The organism is Micromonospora sp. NPDC050795 (assembly GCF_044456785.1).
GTDB lineage: Bacteria > Actinomycetota > Actinomycetes > Mycobacteriales > Micromonosporaceae > Micromonospora.
The window spans coordinates 55,795-77,359 of sequence record NZ_JBITGE010000032.1; the positions used below are offsets into that span (position 1 = coordinate 55,795).

Consider the following 21,565-nt stretch of genomic DNA (forward strand, 5'->3'; position numbering starts at 1 on the left):
GCCGCGCCGTTCCCGCAGCCATCACGGTCAAAAATGTGCATGCTCGTCTCCCACCAGTGGACCTGCGCACCGGTAGGGACCGTTGGTGGCCGGACGCCACGGGCTTCCCGGACCTGATCCGGGCCGGCGGGCCCCACCGCCGGAGGGAACGATCACCGTCCCACCCTCGCACCCTAGCCGACCCGACGGTCGCCCCCGCGTACCGGTGCCGCGGTGTCGCCGCCGCCGACTCACGGGCGTGGCGCCGTCTCGTCCGTGGCCGATGCCGCCGGCGTCCGCGCCTGGCCCGACGTGTGCCGGGCCGCGCCGCCCCCGCGCCGGCGGGACGCCGTGAGCAGCGCCCACCGGATGCCCACCAGCCACCCCACCGCCAGCAACCAACTGCCCACCACGTCGGTGGGCCAGTGCACGCCCAGCCATACCCGCGACCAGCCGACGGCCAGCGCGTAGCCGGCGGCGCCCGCCCAGATCACCGCCCGAACGGGTGCCTGGCTCCACCGGCGGGTCAACGCCCAGGCGATCACCCCGGCGCCGAGCGTCGCGATGGTGGTGTGGCCGGACGGGAACGCGTATCCGGACGCGGGCCCGATCCACTCGACCCGAGGCGGTCGCGGCCGGGCGATCATCTCCGCCACCGCCCAGCGCAGCAGTGTTCCGGCGGTGAACACCGCGACGAGGCCGGCGGCCGCCCGCAGCCGCCGCCGGGCGCCGCCGGACGCCGCGCCGAACCCGACCGCCAGGACCACCGGCAGCAGCAGCGTGAACTGCCCACCCCGGGTCACGGACGCCGCCACAGCGGCCACCACACCACTGCGGTGCGCCAGCGCCCACCCGTGCCCGTACCCGTCGACGTCCACCAGCATCGGGTACGTGACCGCCAGCGTGGTGAACGCCGCGACGGCCACCACCGCCCACCGCCACGACGGGGCGGCACCGCCCGCCGCCGCCCCGACCCGCCGGCCCGCTGACTCGTTCACTGGACACTCCCTGCATAACGTCGCCGTGACCGGGGTGGTCCGGCGGTAGACCGGCGCAGCCGGCCCCGGGCGGCCAGCTCGACGGTCACCACCACCGCGATCGCCTCCACGGCGAGCAGACCGACGAGCACGAACAACTGGGCCGCTCCGGCGGCCAGCGGACTACCCCCGCCGAGCAGCACCCCGACAAAGGCGCCGGGCAGGGTGACCAACCCGACCGTGCGGGTCTGGTCCAACGCCGGCACCAGCGCCTGACCGGCGGCCGGCCGGCAGATCTCCAGCGCCGCGTCCCGATCACTCAAACCCAGCGCGAGGGCGGCCTCGACCTCGCCGCGGCGGGCCGACAGCTCATCCACCGCACGCCGCCCCGCCAGGGACGTCGCGGTCATCGCCCCGCCGATCAGGATCCCCGCCACCGGGACGACCGCGATCCCCCGCGCCGGCACCAGCCCCACCGCGACCACCACCACGACAACCGGAACACTGCCCACCGCGATCGGCAGCGCCGCCCACCACTGACCGCCCCGGCCGGTTATCCGCCGGCCCGACGTCCACGCCGCGACCACACCCATCACCACCACGAACCCGGCGGTGAACCACGCCGAAGCGACGATCGCACCGATCAGCAGCGACACCGCCGCCAACTGCCCGGCAGCGCGCACCGCGGCCACACCGATCTGCCGGGCATGACCGAGCCGGCCGAACCCAGCCACCGCAGCGGCCACCACCGTCAACACCAACAGAACCACTGCCAGCCGCGGCCCCGCCGTCACCGACGCGCCCGACACGGTCACCGCGTCCGCCCACCCGCGTCGGCGGGCCGCAGTACGGAGGCGGCCAGCCCACGAACCGGCAGCGGATCCATCACCTCAGGCACAGTCACTCCTACCAGCACAGGCGTCCACTGGTAGGGACCGTTGGCGGTCGACCGCGGTTCTCCCGACCCTCAGGCCGGGACGGCGGGCCCCACCGCCGAGAACGGCCAACCCGCAGCCGTACGACCCGACGCTACCGCAACCCACCGCGCACCGTCCGAATCCCGCCGCCCGCCAAGCCGTGGCACCCTGGCGTACCGTCGCGCCGTACCGCTCGGCTGCCGCCGCCGGCGTGGCACCTGCACCAGCCCGAGACGAAGGGAGCGCCTCCGCAGTGGGCCCCGTGATCTCTCTCTCCCGGCCTGTTGTCCGGGGGCAGGCGCACCAACCCCCACCCGTGTGGAGCCTGTGTGAACGGTGACCTCCTCGGCACGCTCGCCGCGGCGTCGGCGGCGGCGTTCGCGCTGGCGTGGCTGTCGGCCGTGGCCGGGTTCGGCGGCGGGGTCCTGCTGCTGCCCGTGTTCACCGCCCTGTTCGGGCTGCGGGCCGCGGTGCCGATGCTGACCCTCACCCAACTGGCCAGCAACGGCGCCCGGGTGTGGTTCAACCGGCGGGACCTGAACTGGCCCCTGGTGGGCTGGTTCGCCCTCGGAGCCGTGCCCTGCGCCGTCGCCGGCGGACTGCTGCTGGCCCACGCGCCACTCGGACCACTCAAGCGGCTCCTCGGCGGGTTCCTCATTGCCGTGGTCCTCTGGCGCCGCATCAACCCCCACCCCCGGCGCCCCGCCGACCGAACCTTCGCCGGGGTCGGTGCGGCATCCGGGCTCGGATCGGCGCTGCTCGGATCCGTCGGACCGCTGACCGCGCCGTTCTTCCTCGCCTACGGACTGACCCGCGCCGCGTACATCGGCACCGAAGCCGCCAGCGCCCTCGTCATGCACACCTCCAAGATCGCCGCCTACGGCGCCGGGAACCTCCTCACCCGCACCGTCCTGCTCTACGGCGCCGCGCTGACCCCGGCGACCCTGCTCGGCGCGTGGGCCGGCAAGAAGGTCGTCGGACGCATCAGCGACCGGCTGTTCGTCACCCTGGTCGAGGCCGGTCTCGTCGCCGCCGGCGTCCTGTTCCTCCTCGGCTTCTGACCGACCACACAAACGCCAGTCGCGTGATCCGCCCAATGCCCGCGCCTGCGAGGGGCACACCGACCGCCGTGAACCCGCCACCACCACCTACATCACGCCTGACCTGCACGCCGTCGCCACCGCCTTGGCGGCCCTCACCGGTCAGCCGCACCCACTGGCCGTCGAACAGCGAGGGCGTCCACGGCCTTCGGCGCAGCCTGGCGAGCCGCCGATCCGGTAGACGTGATCAGTTCGAGCGCTACCGTTCCCGCGTCACAGGCGGGCGAGGCCGTCGGGCGCCGACGACCAGTCGGTAGGGGCCGGCCGGTTCGTCGTCCTGTAGAAGATCCCGGGATCACTTCGGTCTGCTGGTCGTGGGGTTGAGCACGAAGAGCTGGTCGGAGCGGGTGAACTGAGGCTCTGGGCCGGTGCTCGGGAGCGGGACGCGCCCGCCCGGGACGGCCCAGCCCCGGGCGCCGATGCCGGTGCGCTGCGGTGTCACGCGTCCTGTTACTCGGCCCCGTCAGCCAGTCCCTGCTGCACCACGGGCCCGGTCTTGTCGCGGTGGTGCGTCAGCTCGGAGACGAAGCGGCGACGCCCGACGAGGCGACGAGCCTCCAGTACGCGAGGCAGCATCACCGACTGCGCGGGCTGCCGAGGAGCAGGGCGCGGGGGGAACGGCGGGACAGCTCCTCGGCCACGCTGCCGAGCAGCCGGTTCTGCATCCCGTGGCCGTGGCGGCCGACTACCAGCAGATCGACGTCGTGCGCCTCGGCGGCAGCCAGCAGCGCGTCCACCGGATGCCCGCGTACGACCTCGGTGGTCGGCGGCGGCAACTCGCCGGGCAGAGCCTCGGCACGCTCGTCGAGCATGCGGCGGGCGGCCCGCTGCTCGGCTCCGACATCCAACCCGACCCGGTCCGGGTTCGTCACCGTGACCAGCACCAGTTCACTGACGGTGCCGCCGAGGGCCCGGGCGATCGCGCGCAGGGCCCGGTCGGACTCGGGTGACCCGTCCACGCCGACCGCCACTCGCAGGCCCGTGCCCTGCCCGGTCGGGGGGCGGTTCGCCACATCGACCACTGTCGCGTTGGCGCGTCCCCGTTCGATGGCGATCGGGATGAACAGCGGGCCAAGTAGCCCACCGACGACGTACCACAGCCGGTGGCGATGACCGGCCCGAATAACGAACCAGGCGGCGGTGAGTAGGCCGACGGTCAGCCACACCACGACGACCAGGAGCACCCACCACCAGGCAGTCATCGTCGGCTCCGGGTAGCGCTTCGCGGTGACGGAACCATGCCGGTGACTACCCAGCCTGCTGCGGGGTAACCGGCGCCGCAGGCGGGGTGGTTACTGCGGGCGCGGACCCGCGCGGCGACGGTGCGGCCTCGGCTACTGATCCGGGCAGGAGACCGTTGGCTACCGGAAACCGGCTCAGCGCAGACCGTGGGAAGCCGTGCCGTGGCTGCTGCGCGTCACGGCCCTGTACGGGGTGTGCCTGTTGGCGGTGGCCGCCACCGCCTACCTGATCGGGCGGCTCCTGCTGGCCGTCGCTCCGCTGTCCCTGGCCGTGATCGTCGCGCTGCTGCTCGCCGCGCTGCTCAACCCGGTCAGCCGGCTGCTGCGCCGGCTCCGGGTACCGGCTGCGTTGGCCGCCCTTGGTGGCGTGTTCAGCCTGCTGGGCGTGCTCACTCTCGCCGGTCTCCTGGTGGCGAACCAGGTCGCCAATCAGTTCGACGACCTCGGCGAGACGCTGTCCAGTGGTCTGGACGAGGTCCAACAGACGATCGTCGACGGTCCGCTTCCGGTGGGCGAGGAACAACTTGACTCCGCCATCGACGTGCTCCAGCAACGGCTGAGCGACGCCTCCGCGGACGTCGAACCCGCCGCGACCGCGACCGCCACCCTGGAGACGGTCGGCGCGATACTGCTGGCCCTCGTCCTGCTCTTCTTCTTCCTCAAGGACGGCTCCCGGATGTGGGGCTGGCTGTTGCGGCTGTTTCCCGACCGGCTGCGCGGTCCGGTCGACGAGGCCGGGCGCGCCAGCTGGTGGGCCGTCAGCCGCTACATCGGCGGCCAGGCGGTCGTGGCGGCGGTCGACGCCATCGGCATCGGTGTCGCCCTGCTGGTGATCGGTGTGCCGCTGGTCCTCCCGCTGGCGCTGCTGACCTTCCTCGGCGGTTTCGTGCCGATCGTCGGCGCCACGGTCGCGGGTGCCGCCGCCGCCCTCGTTGCCCTCGTCACCAACGGACCGACCGACGCCCTGCTCGTGCTCGCCGCGGTCATCGCCGTGCAACAGCTCGAAGGCAACCTGCTGGAGCCACTGATCGTCGGCCGAGCCCTGAAACTGCACCCCGCTCCCGTGCTTCTTGCGGTGACCGCTGGCACACTGACCGCCGGCATCGCCGGTGCCGTCATCGCGGTGCCGATCCTGGCCGTTGTGCACCGGGCCGGTTCCGTCCTGTTGCGGAACCGGGCCGAGCAGCGCGAGGGCGCCGAGCCGGCACCGAGCGAGGATCCACCATCGGACCAGCCATAGCATGTCCTTGGCGTGAGCCTGACGTGCCGAGTGCCGACCCGACTTCATTCCGGAGAGTCGCCGGATCCCGGGCCTCGACGGCCCCGTACCCGCCCTGCTCGGCCAGGATGGCATCGGCGTGCCCGGCGACGAGGCCTGCCGGGCGGTTTGGTGGGCTGCAGCCGGGTATTGGTGGTTGGTGGTGGGCCGCACCCGACCCGCTTGTCGACGATCGATGCGTCCGGTGCGGCGGATAGGGTGGGTCGTGGGTGTGCCGGGAAGTCTGGTCGGCGAGGCGATGGCCCGTACCCTGCCGACGAGGAGTTGTCCGTGACCGACGCCGACCGGCGGAACACCAGCCTGTTCGCCCGCCGCTCGTGGGGTGAGACCAGCCGCATCTCCGGCATCCTGCGTAAGGAGACCGTGGGCGGCGCACTGCTGTTCGTGGGGGCGGTGCTGGCGCTGCTCTGGTCGAACTCCCCGTGGGCGGAGGGCTACCAGTCGCTGCGAGACCTGCGGGTCGGGCCGGCCGCGCTGCACCTGGATCTGAGTCTCGCCACGTGGGCCGCCGACGGCCTGCTGGCGATCTTCTTCTTCGTCGCCGGGCTGGAACTCAAGCGCGAGTTCGTCGCCGGTGACCTGCGCGATCCCCGGCGCGCGGCGGTGCCGGTGGCGGCCGCGGTCGGCGGGGTCGTGGTTCCCGCCCTGCTGTTCGTGCTGATCGCCGCGGGCGCCGGGGACGGTGCTGCGCGGGGCTGGGCAATCCCGACCGCCACTGACATCGCCTTCGCCCTCGCGGTGCTCGCTGTGGTGGGCCGGCTCCTGCCCTCGGCGTTGCGCACCTTCCTGCTCACTCTGGCCGTCGTCGACGACCTGCTGGCCATCGTCATCATCGCCGTCTTCTACACCTCGGACCTGGCGGTCGGGCCGCTGGTGGGGGCGCTGGTGCCGTTGGCGGTCTTCGGTCTGCTGGTGCAGCGCCGGGTGCGGTCCTGGTGGCTGTTGCTCCCGCTGGCGGCGGTGACCTGGGTGCTGATGCACGAGTCCGGGGTGCACGCCACCGTGGCCGGGGTGCTGCTCGCGTTCACCGTCCCGGTGGTCCGCAGCGCCGCAGCCGGCGGTCCCGACGCCGGCCCTGGCCTGGCCGAGCACTTCGAGCACCGGATTCGTCCGCTCTCGGCCGGGGTCGCGGTGCCGGTGTTCGCGTTCTTCGCCGCCGGGGTGACCGTCGGCGGTCTGGCTGGCCTGGTCGCCGCGTTCACCGACCGGGTGGCGCTCGGCATCGTGGTCGGCCTGATCGTCGGCAAACCGGTCGGGATCATGGCCGCCACCTGGCTGGTGTCGCGGTTCACCCGGGCCGACCTGGACGACGGCCTGAACTGGCTCGACGTGCTGGGTCTGGCGTTGCTCGGCGGGATCGGGTTCACCGTCTCCCTGCTCATCGGCGAGCTGGCCTACGGCCTGGGCAGCGAGCGTGACGACCACGTGAAGGTGGCGGTGCTCGCCGGTTCGCTGCTCTCCGCGTTGCTCGCGACGGTCATCCTGCGCGCCCGCACTCGGGTTTACCGGCGGGTGCGTGAGGTGGAGACGATCGACCGGGACCAGGACGGTGTGCCGGACATCTACGAGCCGCGGCCCGGCCACGCGGCTGGACACTGAGGCCGCGCGGCCGTCCGTCTGTCGAGCCGGGCGACCACTGCCGCGTGCGGCACGGTGAGCCCGGCGAGCACCGCGAAGATCACCTGCAGCGAGTCGGCTGCGAACGGGCCTGCGGTCGTTGCGCTGGCGGTGGACGTTGCGCCGCTGCCGTAGAGCAGCGCGAGCAGGCCGGCGCAGGCGCCGACGGTGGGCAACGCCGCCTGTCGGGCGAACCTGCGCAGCGGCTCATCGAGGCGCCCCGCCGCCAGATGGTGCTGGTTGCCCGGGTCGGCGTGCAGCAGTCGGGCGACGTGCCGAGCGGAGTGCCAGGCTGCGAAGTACGCGCCGAACGCCAGCGGCGGCGGCACCAGCGCGAAGGCGGCGACCAGGACCCCGAGTGCGGCCACCTCGTCGCCACGGTGAGCGGCCAGCTCGCGCAGGCCGGTCACCACGGCCGCCAGGAGCACGGCGGACAACGCCACCATCCGCCCGGCGGGGGTGAACGCGGCCGAAGCGCCCGGGGCGACCGCGTCCAGCAAAGGATCGACCGTCCCGGGCCAGAGCGCGGCGGGCAGCACCACCGGAGGGCCGCCGTATGCGAGGACGGCGAGCACGGAACCGGCCGGTGGCTGCCCATCCCGCTCGGCCCGGTAGGCAACGTCGCCGGCGCCGAAGTGCAGCACCGTGAGGATCAGGAATCCGGCCAGGACGGGCACCGGCATCCAGAGAAACAACGCAACCGTGGCGGCGGCCGCGCCGGCGTACGCCAGCAGCAGCCCGATGGTGGCCCGCAGCGGCCGGACCGTGGCGCATTGCCAGGCCGGCACGAGGTGATCGACGGCGCCGTGCGGCAGGCCGATCAGCAGGCCGATGAGCAGCGGGAGAGTCCCGGCATCCGCCGCCGTATCGCGACTCAGCAGGCTCAGACAGGCGAGACCGGTCAGTACGATGGGGCCGGCCAGGCCGAATCGGCGCAGTAGCCAGGTGTCGGGCGGACGCCAGGTGCCACGCCGACGGTCAAGCGCTCGGCCGACCTCCCGACGGGATGAGGTCACGCGACGGTCAGCAGGCGGCGGTCTGACAGACGCCGTAGCAGGCCCAGGTCGACTGCACTCCACCCGACCTTGGACAGGATCGGCAGGATCACGAACAGGGCTGTGTCGGTGGTGTTCCCGAACAGTTCGAGCCCGGACGGCCCGAGGATCCAGATCAGCGGATAGCCGACCCACAGCACGCTGAGCAGGAGCGCCACCTGGGTGAAGGTCCGTGACATGGGGGCAGGTTGACGGGCTGCCGTGGCGCGCAGTGGTCCCCAGATCAGCCCGAAGACCACCAGTAGCGCCACCACGCCGACGGCGTAGAGGCTGTATCGCGCGGCGCGGTTCTCCATGACGTCGGCCAGGAAACCCATGGTGATCATGAGGATGTCGGCGGCGACGAGCGCGCGAACCAGTCCCCAACGCTTGTTGGGTAACGCTTGCATCGCGGTGAGCGAGAGGGCTACCAGCAGCAGCGGGGTGGTGATCACCCAGTCGGCGTAGCGGGCCCAGAATGTCGTCTGGTCGCCGACGTCGGCCCGACCGCCGCCGAGCGCCATGACGAGGTACCAGAATCCCGACCAGAGCGGGATGGCCACAGCGATCGCGTACTCGATTGGCGGGATGCCTTTGGGGTTGGCCCGCCAGAAGCCGAAGAGTACGACGCCGGCCGCCATGGCGGCGACGTAGAACCACAGCCAGAACTCCACGGCAACTCCTTCGTGATTCGCCGGGTTTCCCGAAAACAGAAAAGTCGGTTTTCACAACCTTAGGATCTTTTTAGGGATTTTCGGGGTCTCTCCCGGGGATCAGAAGGGCGGGCCGGCGGGATGAACTTCGAGAACGAGTTCAGCTACAACGTCATCCAGTACACGTTGGTGTCGCATGTGCTGACCCTCGGGTACGCCGTCATGGCGGCCGGCCTGGTCTACTTCCTGGCCACCATGTCGAATATCGCCCCGCGGTACCGGCTCGCCTCGGTACTCTCCGCAGTGGTCATGGTCTCCGCATTCCTCGAACTCTGGGTGTTGTCGCAGCGCTGGTCTCAGGCGTTCACCTGGAACGGGAGTGCGTTCGTCAACACCGACACCCTGTTCTCCAACGGCTACCGGTACATGAACTGGTCCATCGACGTGCCCGTGCTGCTGATCCAGCTGCTGGTGGTGCTGGGTGTCACCGGCCGGCGCTTCCACCGCACCTGGGTGCTGTTTGTCGCCGCCGGCCTGGCCATGATCTACACGGGCTATGCGGGCCAGTTCTACGAGTCGGACCGGTCCTGGCCGTTCTGGATCTGGGGTTTGGTCAGCACGGTGTTCTTCCTGTTCCTGCTCGTTCTGGTCGCCCGTCTGATCTTCGGCAGCCTGCGCCGGCTGCCCAGCGCCGCCCGGGGCCTGGCGAAGTCCGTGTGGTGGCTGCTCCTCGTCTCCTGGATGCTCTATCCCGGGGCGTACCTCATGCCGGCGATGTGGGATTCCGCCGACGGGGTGGTGGCCCGGCAGATCACCTACACGCTGGCCGATATCACCTCGAAGGTGATCTACGGGGTGCTGCTCGGGGTGATCGCCCGGAAGGTCAGCGTCGCAGAGAACTTCCAGCCTGCGATCGACGATGATGTGGCGCAGCCGCGCGGCGGACTGACCTCCGCCACGTCCGGTGGAGGGTCTCGTCGGCCACGGTGAACCACGTCCGACGCCCACAGCGCCGAACGGGTGCGCCGTTACGGCACGATCTCGCCGCCGGCTCACCGGCAGGCATGGGGGAGGGGGCGCTGCCACCACATCCGGTAGCCCCAGATAGTGACGCATAGCAGGCCGAGGGCCAGGGCGGCGAGCAGGATCTGGTCGGCCGGCCCGAAAAACTCCCATGTGGGCCTGAATGCCGAGGCGTTCACCTGTGCCAGCAGCGGCCGGGAGGCGAAGTCGCCGCGGGCGGTGACACTGGCGGTGGCCGTGTCGACGGCGACGGCGTCCCTGCGGACCGGCCAGGAGTTGTCGACCTGCACGACGCTCCACGTCGTTGCGCCCTGCGCCGGTGAGGTGATCTCGACCGGGTCGTCGAGGCCCGCGCCGCGGGCGAGCGCGTCTCCGCAGCCTCCGACCAGCCGACCACGGCGACGAGTGCGGACATCGCGGCAGTGCGGACGGAGATCGCGGCGCTGCGCCACCACATCGAGGCGGCTGCTCCGGGCAGGCATGCGACGGACGGACGGGCGAGCACCCGCGCCGAGGCCCTCACCATGACCGCCCGAGTGCTTACCGGGGCCCCGCCATCCTGCGTCGGCCTCCGCTGAGCTGGTCGGCCAGACAAACGAGGCCGGCTTGGCGGGTGACCTCGGTCCGCGCAGAAAACGCCGCCTCCAGTTCGCCTTGGAAGGCGATGAGAGCGCCCCTCAGCGATCTTCCACCGATGGCGGCAGACCGCGTATTCTCGACGCCTCATGAAAGCAGGGGGCGAGATGGGAACAGCCGCGAGCCCGACCACCGCTGGCCCGTCTGCCCTGCGTGAGTGGGTGCTCATCGCAGCCATGACCGCCCTCGCGCATCCGGCCGCCCTCCTCATCGGCACAGCGGTGCTCACCGCTGTGGTGGCCCTCCGCGCCTGGGTGCCGTTCGCGTGGATCGTGCTCCCCGTACTCGCGTTCACGGCGATCCCCCTGGTGACGCACCGGCCACGACTCACCGGTCACGCCGTGCGTCCGGCCGAGGAGCCTGAGCTGACCACTCTGGTGCGGCAGGTTGCCGAGGGCCTCGGCTTCCGCTTTCCGCTGCTCGTGCGGATTGTGGCCGAGCCGGAGGTCGCTGTCCTGCCCACCAGGACGTCCGGGTTCCGCACCTTCACCCTCTTCCTGGGTCTGCCGCTGGTGCGCCGGCTCGCCGCTGCCGAGCTCGCCGCCGTCATGGCGCGCGAGTTCGCCGACGAACAGCATGCCGGGGGCCGGCGGACCCAACTGCTGCGTCGGGCGCGAGGATCCCTGGTGGACAGCCTTGAGAAGCGCTTCAGGGCACCGGCCGCCCTGGCTGAGCGGTTGCTGCGGGGGAGCCGGACTCACATCTGGCCGCTGGCCTTGGCTGCGGATGCCGACGCCGCCGCGGTTGCCGGCACGCCTGGTGTACGCGGTGCCCTCACCAAGGTTGGCACCGTCGACGCGGCCTTTCACGTGCTCGGCGACACCTGGACGGAGGTGCTAGGCGAGGACGGAGACTACCCAGAGGACCTGTACGAAGCCCTCGACGCGGCACTCGCCGACCCGTACGTCGCGCCCCGCCTCGCCGCTGCTGCCGCCGACGACGAGGACGACCCGATGGCCATCGCGATCGAGCCTCCGCTGGCCGTCCGTCTCGCCGCGCTACCCGAGCACCTCGGCCACGGCTGGGACGCGAGTTCGCCGGTGCCGCTGCGGGACGCCGACACGCTTGAGCGACGGTGCGTGCGAGACCTCGTCACCGCGCACGATGTTCCGGGTGAGCCTCGGCCCGTCCGTCTCCTCGACCTCGCCCCGGAACGCTTCGAAGCGAGCACGCGGGAGGCCGCGTCGCGTCTCGTGCACGCGACAGGTCAGGATTCGGTACGCACAGCGATGGCCGCCGCAGCCGATGCGGTGGCGGACGGCACCTGGATGCAACTGGCTCGGGCGCTCGACCGGGAGACGGGGAGGCTGCCCCGGCCCCTGCGATCCGCTGCCGCACGCGCCGTTCTGGTCGGCTACCTCGACTGCGTGATCGGTGGCGCGCTGCTGAGGGCCGGGTGGGCACGTGCCAGCCGGTGGACATCAAGCGTGTTGGTCGACCCCGCCGGTGCGCTGTTCGACGTCGAGGAACTGGTGGAGCACGCCATCGCCAGCGGTGACCCGACCCGGATAAGGGAACTGCTCCCGCACTTCACCGAGGGGGCCGTGTGTTGAATCGACAACGGCCGGTTCTGCGCGTCGTGCTGCTGGCGCTCGTCGCCGCCATGTTCGCGTTCGCCGTCCTCGGGACCGTCCTCGGTTGGCAGGCGTACCGGTACGCCTGCGCGCAGGAACGAGCCACTGCGGTGGTCGAGGGCATCGTCGTCGAGGATGGCATCGGGGACCTCGACGACATCCGCGTCCGATGGGTGGACCAGGCAGGCGGCGAACACGTGCAGCGCTTCGGGATCTACGACATCGACCGGTACACGAAGGGCCAGGCGTTTCCGGTCGCGTACGACCCGGCTGATCCCGAACCCCGCGGCTTCCCGGCCGACCCGGACGAGACCAGTGCCGAGGACGACCTGCTGGTTCCGATCCTGATCGCGGGCTTCGTGGCCGTACTCGTCGTGCTGGCCTGGGCGCTACGCGGCATCCTGTTCCGACGTGCCGCAGGCCGGTCGAGCTCTCTCATGGTGGCGTCAGTGCTCGCGGGCGACAGACCGGACGGCCCACCGATCTCGGTCGGCAACAGCACCTGGATCGCGATCGCGAAGGACAGACGCCGTGGTCCCGACCGCTGGCAGCGGGTCATGTGGCACCCGGCGGTGGACTCGGTGAGCGGCACCATTCCCGTCACGGTCCACGGTGACGTCTCGTCGAAACGCCGGCTGGTCATCGAACTGCCCGGCCAGGTGCGGTTGGTGCCCATCGGCCGGCTACGACACCAGCCACCGAAGCGAGTGGTGCTGGAGGAACGAGCCGACGTCCGTGACACCCTTGACGACCTCGTCATCCTCCCGGCCGGGGCGTTGCTGCCCCGGGCCCGGCCCTGGTGGTGGCGCGCGGCGGTCTTCGCCCTGGTAGGAGCAGTCTTCGGCGGAATATGTGCCGTGTTGTTCATCGGCGGCGGCACGACCGTCCCGTTGGCCGCCGTCGCGGGCGCGGCTTTGCTGGTCAACGTCTGGGCGTTCACCGGAGCCGAGCCCTGAACCCTGGTCATCGATCACATCGACGCCGGCGTGTGCTGTCCGGTTGAAGGTGGCACCAGGCAACTGGGCCCGAGCTGCCCTCGAATCACTTCGCACGGACAAGATAGAGGCTAGTCGTCCGGCCCTAGCTGGCACCTTGCGCGGTGAGGGTGGCGAGCAGCTGCGACAGGTCATGGCCTGGCCCGGTCCGACGTTGCGGGGATCGAAGGGTCCGCACTCCGCGCTGTCAGGGCTCCACTGCCTGCGGACGAGAACTTCAACCTTTGGGCCGGCTGTCGGCCAGCTGTATGGTCGGCGCGTGAAACTGCGTCGACTGTCGGCACAGCGCAGGCGCGTCATAGCCTGGGTGGCGGGTTGCTTCGCCTTGGGTGCCATAGGGGTGCGCGCGTTCGTCATCGCTGAGGGCTCCCCCTGGTACCTGATCCTGTGGGGCCTCCAGGGCGTTGCCATGGTGGTGACGTGGATGTGCTGGCGCTCGCAGCGGGAACGTCCCGCTGATCGTGGGGTTGATTTGGATGCCAAACGCCTGCACTGGTGAACTGCAACTGACATGAGGACCTACGACTGACCTCCGGCACATGCCGTGCCGTTCGAGACGCGAGTCGATCCCAGTGCCTGGCTCCGACCGGTCGGGAAGCCGCGGGCCACGACCAGCGGCGCAGCAGCGGTCTACTCATCGTGATCTACCCAAACCGGCAGCGGCTGCCGGCCCGCTGGCAAGTGGCGAGTTTAGCCACCGTCGGAGGCCGGCCGCAGCCCCGGGCCTCCGCGCAGGCGGACCAGCGCTACGGCTGGCTGGGCGGTAAGCAGCGGTCAGGGGACGCGCTTGGCGGCGTCCTGCTGATGGGCGTCCGGCTCTACCTTCCGTCGACCGGCCGGTTCCTGAGCACTGACCCGATGGCCGGTGGCAGCTGCAACGCCTACGAGTACGTGTGCGGCGATCGGTCAACTCGTTCGACCTCGACGGCCGGTGCCGGACCATCAGGTGGACCTGGAATGCCTCAATGCCTCCTGCCGTACGTCCGGCAGCTACCGGGAAGCCCTGCACGCGCACATTTCCCTGGCAGCCTGGTTCATACCGGGCGGCTCCTTCTACAAGGGTGGCCGCTACGGGATCCGCGTGGGGAAGGCTGGCTGGAAGGTCGGCAAGCGGGCGGCCAGGATCGGCTGGAAGGGATGTCGGAGCAACTGGCGCAAGTGCGGCTCGAGTGTTCTTGGCGAGGCATGGAAGTCCGGCTTCACCGCTACCATTGGCGGCGACTGGGACAATCTCAAGACGGCAGGCCGATTCTGGCGTGACCGCACCCCACGACTGGGGAGCGAGGGGATACAACGGCATGTGCACCAAGCTCAACCAGCGGACGCGCGGGCTGTCGCGGTCCTCGTGTCGCGGCGTCTCATATCGACGGAACTGGGCATGGTGAAGAAGTCCAACGCGTGGGTGCGGCTGCTCATCACCGGCCTGATGCTCCTTCTCGCCGGTATTCGCACGCCCGACGTTCTCGCCGAGAAAAGCTGGCGGTCGTGGGCCGTCCTGCCGGTGCTCCTGATCGCACTCTGGTTGTTCCTCAGGGCGCTGCGCGATGTAGTGACGAGGCGAAACGGCTCCGCTGACCGGGACGCTGCCGCCTGACATTCCCGGGCACGCCGGCTGGGGTGGGCAGACACTGCCCACCCCAGCCGAAGCGGTCTTGTATGACGCTGACGGCAGCCCCAGCGAAATCTACCTCTGGGGTTCCTCTGGCGACTAAGGCGTGTTTCATAAGTCCGGTCAGAGCCATTCGCAGATGATGGTCATGGTCAGGATGGCCTGGAACCGGACGGTCAGCTTGTCGTAGCGGGTGGCCACGCCGCGGTGGCGCTTGAGTCTGTTGATGCCGTTCTCGACGGCGTGTCGCATCCGGTAGAGGTCTCGGTCGAACTTGGGTGGGCGTCCGCCGCGGCTGCCTTTGGCTTTGCGGTGGGCGTCCTGGCCTTTCTTGCTCGGGATGCACGCCTTGATCCCACGCTTGCGCAGGTAAGTACGGTTACCGCGGCTGGTGTAGGCCTTGTCGGCCAGGACGAGGTCGGGGCAGGTGCGGGGCCGGCCTACTCCGAGACGAGTCACCTTGATCCGGCGCAGGACCGGGATGAACTGCGGGCTGTCACCACGGTGCCCGGCGGTCACGACCATCGATAAGACTTTCTGTCCCTGCTCACAGGCCAGATGCGTCTTGGTGGTCAGACCGCCGCGAGAGCGTCCGAGGCCGTGATCGGCGGGTTCGTCGTGCACGCCGCCGGGTGGCTCTTTCTGCAGGTGACCGTCTTTGCGGGCGCCAGCGGCGTGTTGGTGGGCGCGGCTGGTCATCGAGTCCACGCTGATCGTCCAGCCGATCCGGCCCTGCGCATCGCCGGTGGCCTGTGACGTGGCCAGGATCTTGTCCCAGGTTCCATCGCGCTGCCAACGGCGGAACAGGCCGTAGAGCGTCTGCCAGGGTCCGTACTCGGCGGGGACGTCACGCCAGGGCGACCCGATCCGGATCCGCCACCTGATCCCGTCGATGAGCTGCCGTTTCTCCCACTTCGGCGGACGGCCCTTCACCGACGCGGCAGGCAGCAGTGCGGCGAGGCGCTGCCACTGGGCGTCGGTGAGGTCGTGCCGCCTCGTCACCGCTAAGGTGGCCACGAGGTCTCCGGTATGAAGCTCTTGCTTGGTCGCAGAACCAGATACCGGAGACCTCTTCAGTTGTCGATCACCGCCACGCCGTGACCATCACCGGCCACCACGACTTCTGAAACACGCCTTAGCCGTGGGCGGTAGACGCTCTGGTCGCAATGCCAGCCGGAACGCACCCAGTGGCTGAGGTGCAAGCCGCCCGCCACTGGGTGCAGCTTCGGCAGGGCCGCAGATCGGGACCATCCCTGCGGCCCTGCCGAAGCCGGAGCGCGTCCTCAACTTGCAGTTAACGGTTTCTCAGCCATCGGACAAACTGGTCGACCCAGACCAGGGCGCAGCATGCCACCACTACGCCGAGCACAACCGGCGCGGGCGGTATCTCGCCGCCGTTCAGCACTCGGCTTACCGCCAGGGCGGCGACCACAAGCGCTAGTCCCAGCACGACTCTGATGGCGATGGACCGGAACTCTTCCATGGTTATCCCGCATACCGGCGATGTTCGTAACCGCCCGTCTTGTACATCTTCAGGTAGACGTACGGATGGGTCTGGGTGTAGCAGCCGTAGTAGGCAACGCAGTAGTCGAGGTTGGCTCGCTTGTCGTGGTAGGCGCTCCCGTCTGGCCGGGTAGACGACGAGTCGATGCTCCATGACCGGAAGTAGATACCCCAGGTATTGTTGGAAATCCAACCATCCTTACGGTAAATCCCGGTAACCTTGCTTCCGTTGTAACACCATTCGGTGCGCGTATTGAAACGGTAGATCCGCGAGCCGAAGAAATCCTTTTTGTCGATGGAGACGGTGAGGTCTTTGCACCTCGTTGTCGCCGCAGCCGCTTGCTGATAGGTCCCCGGCGCGTTCTCTGGGGGGTAAATGTTCGGCGAGGTGTCGATCTTCACTTCGCTCACCGTGCCCTCGTCGCGAGGGTCCGGCACCGCCTGCCCGACTTCTGGCACGCCTTGAATCAGCTGGATGTCCGCATCAGTCCAGCTGCCGTCCGCAACGCGGTCAAGCGCGGCCGCAATGGCAGGGTCGTACCCCTGTTCTGCAGCGTGAGCCGGAGCGCTGAACGCCAACGTTGCCGCCAAGCTCAGGCACGCTGGAATTGCCATCAGGGCAAACTTGCTCGATCTGATACCCATTACCCCCGCACTACTCCCCTGTATATAAGTTCACGCCTCGCACACCGGCCCGCTACGGGCGGCGGCGATCTTGCGGGAAAGAGTATCAATAGTTCGATGGATTAATCATCCCTAAGTTCGCGAACCTCGGTACGGCTACCGGATGCGACACGCCGTCGAGAACGGCCAGCGTGGCCCGCGCCACGCCCGCGTACGGGGCGTCGACGCCGCCGAGCGCGGGGCCCCGCCAGAGGTTAATCGCCTCGTCGAACGCGGCGCACGCCCGTTCGGCGTCGCGCTCGGCCACGCAGCCACGGCCTACGTCGAGCAGGCGGCCGAACAGGACGTTGTCGATCTGCGCCACGAGCGCGTAGCCGGGCGCGCGGGTTGGCCAACGCGTCGGCCGAGCTGACAAGTTTGCGGCGTACGCCCGAGACGAGGGCCTGGACGCGGGTGCGGGCGCACTGGGGCGGATGGTCGCCCCACAGCGCGTCCACGATCGTCGTCGTCGACACGGTCCGGGCTGGCGTCAGCGCCAGCAGGGCGACCAGAGCCCGTTCCAGGGGTGACACCGGAACCGTCAGGAGGGCCCGTGACCTACCTTGCTCCGGGTAGCGATTCGCGGTGACGGAACCATGCTGGGTGACTACCCAGCCTGCTGCGGGGTAACCGGCGCCGCAGACGAGGTGGTTACTGCGGGCGCGAACCCGCGCGGCGATGGTGCGGCCCTCGGCTACTGATCCAGACAGGAGACCGTTGGCTACCGGAAACCGGCTCAGAGAAGACCGTGGGAAGCCGTGCCGTGGCTGCTGCGCGTCACGGCCCTGTACGGGTTGTGCCTGTTGGCGGTGGCCGCCACCGCCTACCTGAGCGGGAGGCTCCTGTTGGCCGTCGCTCCGCTGTCCCTGGCCGTGATCATCGCGCTGCTACTTGCCGCGTGGGTGTCACCGGCCGGCCCTTCCACCGCACCTGGGTGCTGTTTGTCGCCGCCGGCCTGGCCATGATCTACACGGGCTATGCGGGCCAGTTCTACGAGTCGGACCGGTCCTGGCCGTTCTGGATCTGGGGTTTGGTCAGCACGGTGTTCTTCCTGTTCCTGCTCGTTCTGGTCGCCCGTCTGATCTTCGGCAGCCTGCGCCGGCTGCCCAGCGCCGCCCGGGGCCTGGCGAAGTCCGTGTGGTGGCTGCTCCTCGTCTCCTGGATGCTCTATCCCGGGGCGTACCTCATGCCGGCGATGTGGGATTCCGCCGACGGGGTGGTGGCCCGGCAGATCACCTACACGCTGGCCGATATCACCTCGAAGGTGATCTACGGGGTGCTGCTCGGGGTGATCGCCCGGAAGGTCAGCGTCGCAGAGAACTTCCAGCCTGCGATCGACGATGATGTGGCCCAGCCGCGCGGCGGACTGACCTCCGCCACGTCCGGTGGAGGGCTTCGCCGGCCACGAAAATCCTGCTCCGAGCGCAGTTGGGGCGCGAACACCAGCGATCAGCCGGCGGCGGCCTGGCGCACCAGGCGGCGGGCTTCGTCACGGGACACGCCGGTGGCCCGGAGCAGGTCGCTGGCGGCGGTACGCAGTTGCGAGACCACGATCGTCCCGGAGAAGCCCAGATCCTGCCGGCATGCCGCGCCCGCCTCGCGGACCGCGTGTAGCACCCGCTCGCGGGTCTGCACCGGCTCCTGCGCGGCAAGGAACTCCCTATGCAGCAGCCGGACCGCCTCGCCCAGGTGCTCCACCGCCGCCGGTAGGCCGGCTGGCACCGGTTCCTCGTCGTGCAGAGTGGTGACGATCCGGCGGACCAGACCGCGGCAGTTGCGGAACGCCCGCTCGGTGTGCATCACCCCGTTGCGGTACGCGCCGAGTGCCCTGCGTCGGCGCCATCGTACGGGGGAGAACCGGACGACCTCGTCGGCGGCGGCCACCACCTCGGCGAGCTGTTCGAGTTGCGGCTCGGCGTCGCGCATCTGCTCCAGCACCTCCTTCGCGCGCTCGCAGTCCGCGTCGGTGAGTGCCTGCGCCGACGCGGTCATGTGCCGGGCGAACAGGTCCAGCGCGGGGTCGGCGGCCCGGCGCACCGTTCGGAGCGGGTTGATCGGTAGGAGGACGAGCACCACGAACAGACCCACGATCCCGCCGATCAACGCGTTGATCGTTCGGGGCAGCTCCAGATCCGGTGCGGTCGGGGTGAGGGTGGCGACGAGCACTGCCGTACCGCCGGTCTGGGCCAACAGCGCCCCGGAGCCGCGCACCACAATTGCTGCGGTGATGGCCAGGAAGACGATCACGCCGACCTGCCATGGCCCGGTGCCGAAAAGGCTGATCAGCAGGTCACCCACCGCAATGCCGAGCACCACCCCGCCGACCAGTTCCAGCGTGCGGCGGGCGCGGGTGCCGAGGGACGCCGCGATCACACCGACGGCCGCGGCGGGCGCGAAGGTCGGCTCCGGGTTGCCGAGGACCTCGCGGGCCACCAGCCAGGCCAGCGCGGCAGCCACGCCGGCCTGGAAGCCCACGATCAGATAGGTTCGCAATCGGTGGTGGCTGGCCCTGCCGGCCTCGGCAATCCGGGCACGCACATGGCCTGCAACGGCATGTTTACCGGATCCCCCGGCCGTGAACCTCATGGCCACGCCTACCCGGTGCGGCCGGAGCCCGAACGCTGTCTGACCACTCAGTCCGGGTGCCATGGTCGTGGCCAGCGACCCGAGACCTGTCTGGCGACTCAGGCGGGGTGGGCCATGGTCGCGGCCAGCGCGACCACCCCCGGCAGCCGGGTGTCCTGGCGCAGGAACTGCACCACCACCGGCACCGGGGAGCGCAGCAGGCAGCCGTACGGGCGGTCCAGGCGCACCGCCTCCGGGTCGATCAGGTCGTTGACCCGGACGTGCCGCACCCTGCGGGCGTCGACGACGATGGCGTACGGACCGACCGGCTCGGCGTCCTCGTAGTAGAACCACAGCTGCGCATCGGCGCGGGTGTCGCTGGCGTTGAGCACGCAGATCTCATCGAAGCTGGTGAACGCCGGCTCCGGACCGTTGCTGGGAAACGGGATGTGCCCACCTGGCACGACCCAGACGCGGGCGCCGACGTCGGGCATCAGGTCTCCTCCAACAGGCGGGTCAGGTCCGGACTGGCGAACACGCCGTCCGGATCGAGGCGGTGACGCGCCGCCTGGAAGTCGTCCCAGCGGGGATAGAGGGGCCGCAGGTCGCGGGCGGTCAACCAGTGCTTCTTGCCCCAGTGCGGCCGACCCCCGTACTGGCGGAACACCGCCTCCATGTCCCGGAAGTAATCCTCGTACGGCAGCGAGGTGTTCTGCAGGCAGGCGATGGTGGTGGTGGGTCGGCCGTACGCGTTGCTCAACCAGATGTCGTCGGCGGCGATGCTGCGCACGAGCACCCGCCATCCGACCACCTTGCGGTGCCGTTGCATGATCCGGCGTCGAACCTCAGCGAAGCAGGCGGGGAACGCCTCCGACGGCAGCATGTACTCGATCTCCTCGAACCGCAGGTCCCGCTCCTGCGGGATGGTGCGATGGATCGGACCGGACCGGATCTCGCGGGGTGTGTCCCACGGTTCGGAGCCCGGCACCCGCGGCGCGGCCCACCCCCGCTCGTCGGACCCCCCGTCGCCGCGGTTCAGGGTGCGGATCTGGGTCTGGTCGCTGCGCGGGTACCAGTAGAAGTCCATGTTGCGGTTGGTGTGCTGCAACTCGGCGAGGTGGTCCAGGGTCCAGTCGATGTGCGCGCACCACGCCCGACGGCGCAACTCGTAGTGCGGTTGCACGTCCAGGGTGACCTGGGTGACCACGCCGAGCGCGCCCAGCGACAGCCGGGCAGCCGGCAGCAGATGCGGGTTGTCGTCAGCGGAGATGTCCAGCACGTCGCCGGTACCGGTGACCAGACGGACGCCGGTCACCTGGGTGCACAGGTTGCCGAATCCGATGCCGGTGCCGTGGGTGCCCGTGGCGGTCGCGCCGGCGATCGACTGGTAGTCCACGTCGCCGAGGTTGTCCATGGCCAGGCCGGCGTCGTACAGGCCCTCACCGAGGGTCTTGAGTTTGGTCCCCGCCCGCACCCGCACCTGACCGTCGTGCTCGTCGATCACGCCGGTGAGCCGGTCCACGCTGAGCAGGATGTCGTCGGTGCGCGCCAGCGGGCTTGACGAGTGGCCCGAACCGACGGGACGGATCGTCCGCCCCGCCTGTCGTGCCCCTATGACGAGGTCCCGGACAGCGTCCTCGTCAGCCGGCTCGGCGTACTCCCGAGGGGTGAACGAGAGGCTGCCGGACCAGTTGACGAACCGCCGCATCTAGCGGACTACCCGCCGGCGCGGACGATAGTCCCGCTGCGACCAGTTGGTGGCGGTGCGTTCCCGGCGTCGTAGGAGGAGCCGGCGTCAAACGCCTGCTGCCGCCTCGCCGGGCCGGTGCCGCCGGACCCGCCACAGAAGGTCGATGGTTGGGGCTGACCGGCGAGGGTACGCCGCTGCGCAGAGCGCGCGACCACCGACGTAGGGAGGCTCCATGGGTGCCGACGACAAGATCAGCAATGCCTCCGAGAAGGCCACCGGCAAGCTCAAGGAGGGCGCCGGCAAGGCCACCGACGACGAGAATCTCGAAGCTGAGGGCCGCGGCGACCAGACCAAGGCCAACGCCAAGCAGGCCGGCGAGAAGATCAAGGACGCCTTCAAGAGCTGACCTGGCCCGTGCAGGGGATCGCGGCACGGCAGGCCGACTGAACAGCCACGACGGCATCCCCGTCGTGGCTTTCGTCCGTGGCCGGCCGGACCCGACTGACGGCC

Annotated in this window: 24 protein-coding genes and 2 pseudogenes; 11 read left to right on the forward strand and 15 right to left on the reverse strand. The window is 70.1% G+C overall.

What is annotated here, in order from left to right:
• Nucleotides 1–230: 230 nt before the first annotated feature.
• Nucleotides 231–977 (reverse strand): phosphatase PAP2 family protein, encoded by a 747-nt coding sequence (locus ACIBEF_RS25140; protein WP_396795590.1) that lies wholly within the window; start codon nt 975–977, stop codon nt 231–233.
• Nucleotides 974–1,771, reverse strand: coding sequence for an ABC transporter permease (locus ACIBEF_RS25145; RefSeq protein ID WP_396795591.1), 798 nt, complete (start codon nt 1,769–1,771; stop codon nt 974–976). The genes ACIBEF_RS25140 and ACIBEF_RS25145 overlap by 4 nt, the downstream gene beginning before the upstream one ends.
• 431 nt (nt 1,772–2,202) lie before the next feature.
• Between ACIBEF_RS25145 and ACIBEF_RS25150 the strand changes: the two genes are divergently transcribed.
• Nucleotides 2,203–2,934 (forward strand): sulfite exporter TauE/SafE family protein, encoded by a 732-nt coding sequence (locus ACIBEF_RS25150; RefSeq protein ID WP_396795592.1) that lies wholly within the window; start codon nt 2,203–2,205, stop codon nt 2,932–2,934.
• Between the two features lie 334 nt (nt 2,935–3,268).
• Here the strand turns inward: ACIBEF_RS25150 and ACIBEF_RS25155 are convergent, their stop codons facing one another.
• From ACIBEF_RS25155 to ACIBEF_RS25165, 3 genes are read right to left on the reverse strand one after another with little or no spacing between them, the layout of a single operon-like run.
• Nucleotides 3,269–3,415 carry a sensory rhodopsin transducer gene (locus tag ACIBEF_RS25155; protein ID WP_396795593.1) on the reverse strand — a complete coding sequence of 49 codons (147 nt, stop codon included), beginning with the start codon at nt 3,413–3,415 and terminating at the stop codon, nt 3,269–3,271.
• An 8-nt stretch (nt 3,416–3,423) separates the two neighbouring features.
• Nucleotides 3,424–3,549 carry a hypothetical protein gene (locus tag ACIBEF_RS25160; RefSeq protein ID WP_396795594.1) on the reverse strand — a complete coding sequence of 42 codons (126 nt, stop codon included), beginning with the start codon at nt 3,547–3,549 and terminating at the stop codon, nt 3,424–3,426.
• Nucleotides 3,549–4,175 carry a universal stress protein gene (locus ACIBEF_RS25165; RefSeq protein WP_396795595.1) on the reverse strand — a complete coding sequence of 209 codons (627 nt, stop codon included), beginning with the start codon at nt 4,173–4,175 and terminating at the stop codon, nt 3,549–3,551. Before ACIBEF_RS25165 ends, ACIBEF_RS25160 begins: the two co-directional genes overlap by 1 nt.
• A 196-nt stretch (nt 4,176–4,371) precedes the next feature.
• On the opposite strand from ACIBEF_RS25165, the gene ACIBEF_RS25170 reads away from it, so the two are divergent.
• Together ACIBEF_RS25170 and nhaA are read left to right on the forward strand one after the other, a co-directional pair.
• The gene (locus tag ACIBEF_RS25170) at nt 4,372–5,454 is read left to right on the forward strand and encodes an AI-2E family transporter (protein WP_396795596.1); all 1,083 of its coding nucleotides are present in this window, start codon (nt 4,372–4,374) and stop codon (nt 5,452–5,454) included.
• A 309-nt stretch (nt 5,455–5,763) separates the two neighbouring features.
• A complete protein-coding gene (gene nhaA / locus ACIBEF_RS25175; RefSeq protein ID WP_396795597.1) occupies nt 5,764–7,092 on the forward strand; it encodes a Na+/H+ antiporter NhaA in 1,329 nt (442 codons plus the stop codon).
• On the opposite strand, the gene ACIBEF_RS25180 is transcribed toward nhaA, so the two are convergent.
• Together ACIBEF_RS25180 and ACIBEF_RS25185 are read right to left on the reverse strand one after the other, a co-directional pair.
• Nucleotides 7,056–8,126, reverse strand: a complete 1,071-nt coding sequence (locus ACIBEF_RS25180) for a Brp/Blh family beta-carotene 15,15'-dioxygenase (protein ID WP_396795598.1) — start codon at nt 8,124–8,126, stop codon at nt 7,056–7,058. The two genes, nhaA and ACIBEF_RS25180, sit on opposite strands and share 37 nt — an antisense overlap.
• On the reverse strand, nt 8,123–8,818 hold the full coding sequence (locus ACIBEF_RS25185; protein WP_396795599.1) for a bacteriorhodopsin: 696 nt from the start codon (nt 8,816–8,818) through the stop codon (nt 8,123–8,125). The genes ACIBEF_RS25180 and ACIBEF_RS25185 overlap by 4 nt, the downstream gene beginning before the upstream one ends.
• Before the next feature lie 120 nt (nt 8,819–8,938).
• Here ACIBEF_RS25185 and ACIBEF_RS25190 point away from each other — a divergent pair, with 120 nt between their 5' ends.
• On the forward strand, nt 8,939–9,787 hold the full coding sequence (locus ACIBEF_RS25190) for a bacteriorhodopsin (protein WP_396795600.1): 849 nt from the start codon (nt 8,939–8,941) through the stop codon (nt 9,785–9,787).
• 62 nt (nt 9,788–9,849) lie between these two features.
• Here ACIBEF_RS25190 and ACIBEF_RS25195 read toward each other — a convergent pair whose 3' ends face one another.
• Nucleotides 9,850–10,302, reverse strand: coding sequence for a hypothetical protein (locus tag ACIBEF_RS25195; RefSeq protein ID WP_396795601.1), 453 nt, complete (start codon nt 10,300–10,302; stop codon nt 9,850–9,852).
• Nucleotides 10,303–10,563: 261 nt separating this feature from the next.
• Here ACIBEF_RS25195 and ACIBEF_RS25200 point away from each other — a divergent pair, with 261 nt between their 5' ends.
• From ACIBEF_RS25200 to ACIBEF_RS25220, 5 genes and pseudogenes are all read left to right on the forward strand, one after another.
• Nucleotides 10,564–12,009, forward strand: a complete 1,446-nt coding sequence (locus ACIBEF_RS25200) for a hypothetical protein (protein ID WP_396795602.1) — start codon at nt 10,564–10,566, stop codon at nt 12,007–12,009.
• Nucleotides 12,003–12,986 carry a DUF3592 domain-containing protein gene (locus tag ACIBEF_RS25205; RefSeq protein ID WP_396795603.1) on the forward strand — a complete coding sequence of 328 codons (984 nt, stop codon included), beginning with the start codon at nt 12,003–12,005 and terminating at the stop codon, nt 12,984–12,986. The genes ACIBEF_RS25200 and ACIBEF_RS25205 overlap by 7 nt, the downstream gene beginning before the upstream one ends.
• Before the next feature lie 298 nt (nt 12,987–13,284).
• Nucleotides 13,285–13,524: a hypothetical protein gene (locus ACIBEF_RS25210; RefSeq protein WP_396795604.1), complete on the forward strand. Its 240-nt coding sequence runs from the start codon at nt 13,285–13,287 to the stop codon at nt 13,522–13,524.
• A 182-nt stretch (nt 13,525–13,706) separates the two neighbouring features.
• Nucleotides 13,707–13,916 (forward strand): annotated as a pseudogene (locus ACIBEF_RS25215) (RHS repeat-associated core domain-containing protein); the annotation flags it as partial.
• 40 nt (nt 13,917–13,956) lie between these two features.
• Entirely contained in the window at nt 13,957–14,619 is a 663-nt protein-coding gene (locus tag ACIBEF_RS25220; protein WP_396795631.1) for a hypothetical protein, read from the forward strand.
• A gap of 138 nt (nt 14,620–14,757) precedes the next feature.
• Here ACIBEF_RS25220 and ACIBEF_RS25225 read toward each other — a convergent pair whose 3' ends face one another.
• The 4 genes from ACIBEF_RS25225 to ACIBEF_RS25240 all read right to left on the reverse strand — a co-directional run bounded on the left by ACIBEF_RS25225 (nt 14,758) and on the right by ACIBEF_RS25240 (nt 17,333).
• Nucleotides 14,758–15,651, reverse strand: coding sequence for an IS5 family transposase (locus ACIBEF_RS25225; protein WP_396795605.1), 894 nt, complete (start codon nt 15,649–15,651; stop codon nt 14,758–14,760).
• A gap of 468 nt (nt 15,652–16,119) precedes the next feature.
• Nucleotides 16,120–16,752: a hypothetical protein gene (locus tag ACIBEF_RS25230; protein ID WP_396795606.1), complete on the reverse strand. Its 633-nt coding sequence runs from the start codon at nt 16,750–16,752 to the stop codon at nt 16,120–16,122.
• Nucleotides 16,753–16,867: 115 nt separating this feature from the next.
• Nucleotides 16,868–17,125, reverse strand: coding sequence for a BTAD domain-containing putative transcriptional regulator (locus tag ACIBEF_RS25235; protein ID WP_396795607.1), 258 nt, complete (start codon nt 17,123–17,125; stop codon nt 16,868–16,870).
• A complete protein-coding gene (locus ACIBEF_RS25240) occupies nt 17,016–17,333 on the reverse strand; it encodes a winged helix-turn-helix domain-containing protein (RefSeq protein ID WP_396795608.1) in 318 nt (105 codons plus the stop codon). Before ACIBEF_RS25240 ends, ACIBEF_RS25235 begins: the two co-directional genes overlap by 110 nt.
• Nucleotides 17,334–17,698: 365 nt before the next feature.
• Between ACIBEF_RS25240 and ACIBEF_RS25245 the strand changes: the two are divergent.
• Nucleotides 17,699–18,088: pseudogene (locus ACIBEF_RS25245) on the forward strand (bacteriorhodopsin); the annotation flags it as partial.
• Between the two features lie 161 nt (nt 18,089–18,249).
• On the opposite strand, the gene ACIBEF_RS25250 reads toward ACIBEF_RS25245, so the two are convergent.
• From ACIBEF_RS25250 to ACIBEF_RS25260, 3 genes are all read right to left on the reverse strand, one after another.
• Nucleotides 18,250–19,293 (reverse strand): aromatic acid exporter family protein, encoded by a 1,044-nt coding sequence (locus tag ACIBEF_RS25250; protein WP_396795609.1) that lies wholly within the window; start codon nt 19,291–19,293, stop codon nt 18,250–18,252.
• Nucleotides 19,294–19,484: 191 nt separating this feature from the next.
• A complete protein-coding gene (locus tag ACIBEF_RS25255) occupies nt 19,485–19,859 on the reverse strand; it encodes a sensory rhodopsin transducer (protein ID WP_396795610.1) in 375 nt (124 codons plus the stop codon).
• A complete protein-coding gene (locus tag ACIBEF_RS25260) occupies nt 19,859–21,073 on the reverse strand; it encodes a D-arabinono-1,4-lactone oxidase (protein ID WP_396795611.1) in 1,215 nt (404 codons plus the stop codon). Before ACIBEF_RS25260 ends, ACIBEF_RS25255 begins: the two co-directional genes overlap by 1 nt.
• 214 nt (nt 21,074–21,287) lie before the next feature.
• Here ACIBEF_RS25260 and ACIBEF_RS25265 point away from each other — a divergent pair, with 214 nt between their 5' ends.
• Nucleotides 21,288–21,461, forward strand: a complete 174-nt coding sequence (locus ACIBEF_RS25265) for a CsbD family protein (protein ID WP_396795612.1) — start codon at nt 21,288–21,290, stop codon at nt 21,459–21,461.
• Nucleotides 21,462–21,565 lie beyond the last annotated feature (104 nt).

What these genes read in the sequence shown, in the direction of transcription:
- ACIBEF_RS25195 (WP_396795601.1), bottom strand. Translation starts at nt 10,302, where the DNA reads ATGCCTGCCCGGAGCAGCCGCCTCGATGTGGTGGCGCAGCGCCGCGAT.
- ACIBEF_RS25200 (WP_396795602.1), top strand. Translation starts at nt 10,564, where the DNA reads ATGGGAACAGCCGCGAGCCCGACCACCGCTGGCCCGTCTGCCCTGCGT.
- ACIBEF_RS25190 (WP_396795600.1), top strand. Translation starts at nt 8,939, where the DNA reads ATGAACTTCGAGAACGAGTTCAGCTACAACGTCATCCAGTACACGTTG.
- ACIBEF_RS25265 (WP_396795612.1), top strand. Translation starts at nt 21,288, where the DNA reads ATGGGTGCCGACGACAAGATCAGCAATGCCTCCGAGAAGGCCACCGGC.
- ACIBEF_RS25160 (WP_396795594.1), bottom strand. Translation starts at nt 3,549, where the DNA reads ATGCTGCCTCGCGTACTGGAGGCTCGTCGCCTCGTCGGGCGTCGCCGC.
- ACIBEF_RS25255 (WP_396795610.1), bottom strand. Translation starts at nt 19,859, where the DNA reads ATGCCCGACGTCGGCGCCCGCGTCTGGGTCGTGCCAGGTGGGCACATC.
- ACIBEF_RS25230 (WP_396795606.1), bottom strand. Translation starts at nt 16,752, where the DNA reads ATGGCAATTCCAGCGTGCCTGAGCTTGGCGGCAACGTTGGCGTTCAGC.
- ACIBEF_RS25260 (WP_396795611.1), bottom strand. Translation starts at nt 21,073, where the DNA reads ATGCGGCGGTTCGTCAACTGGTCCGGCAGCCTCTCGTTCACCCCTCGG.
- ACIBEF_RS25165 (WP_396795595.1), bottom strand. Translation starts at nt 4,175, where the DNA reads ATGACTGCCTGGTGGTGGGTGCTCCTGGTCGTCGTGGTGTGGCTGACC.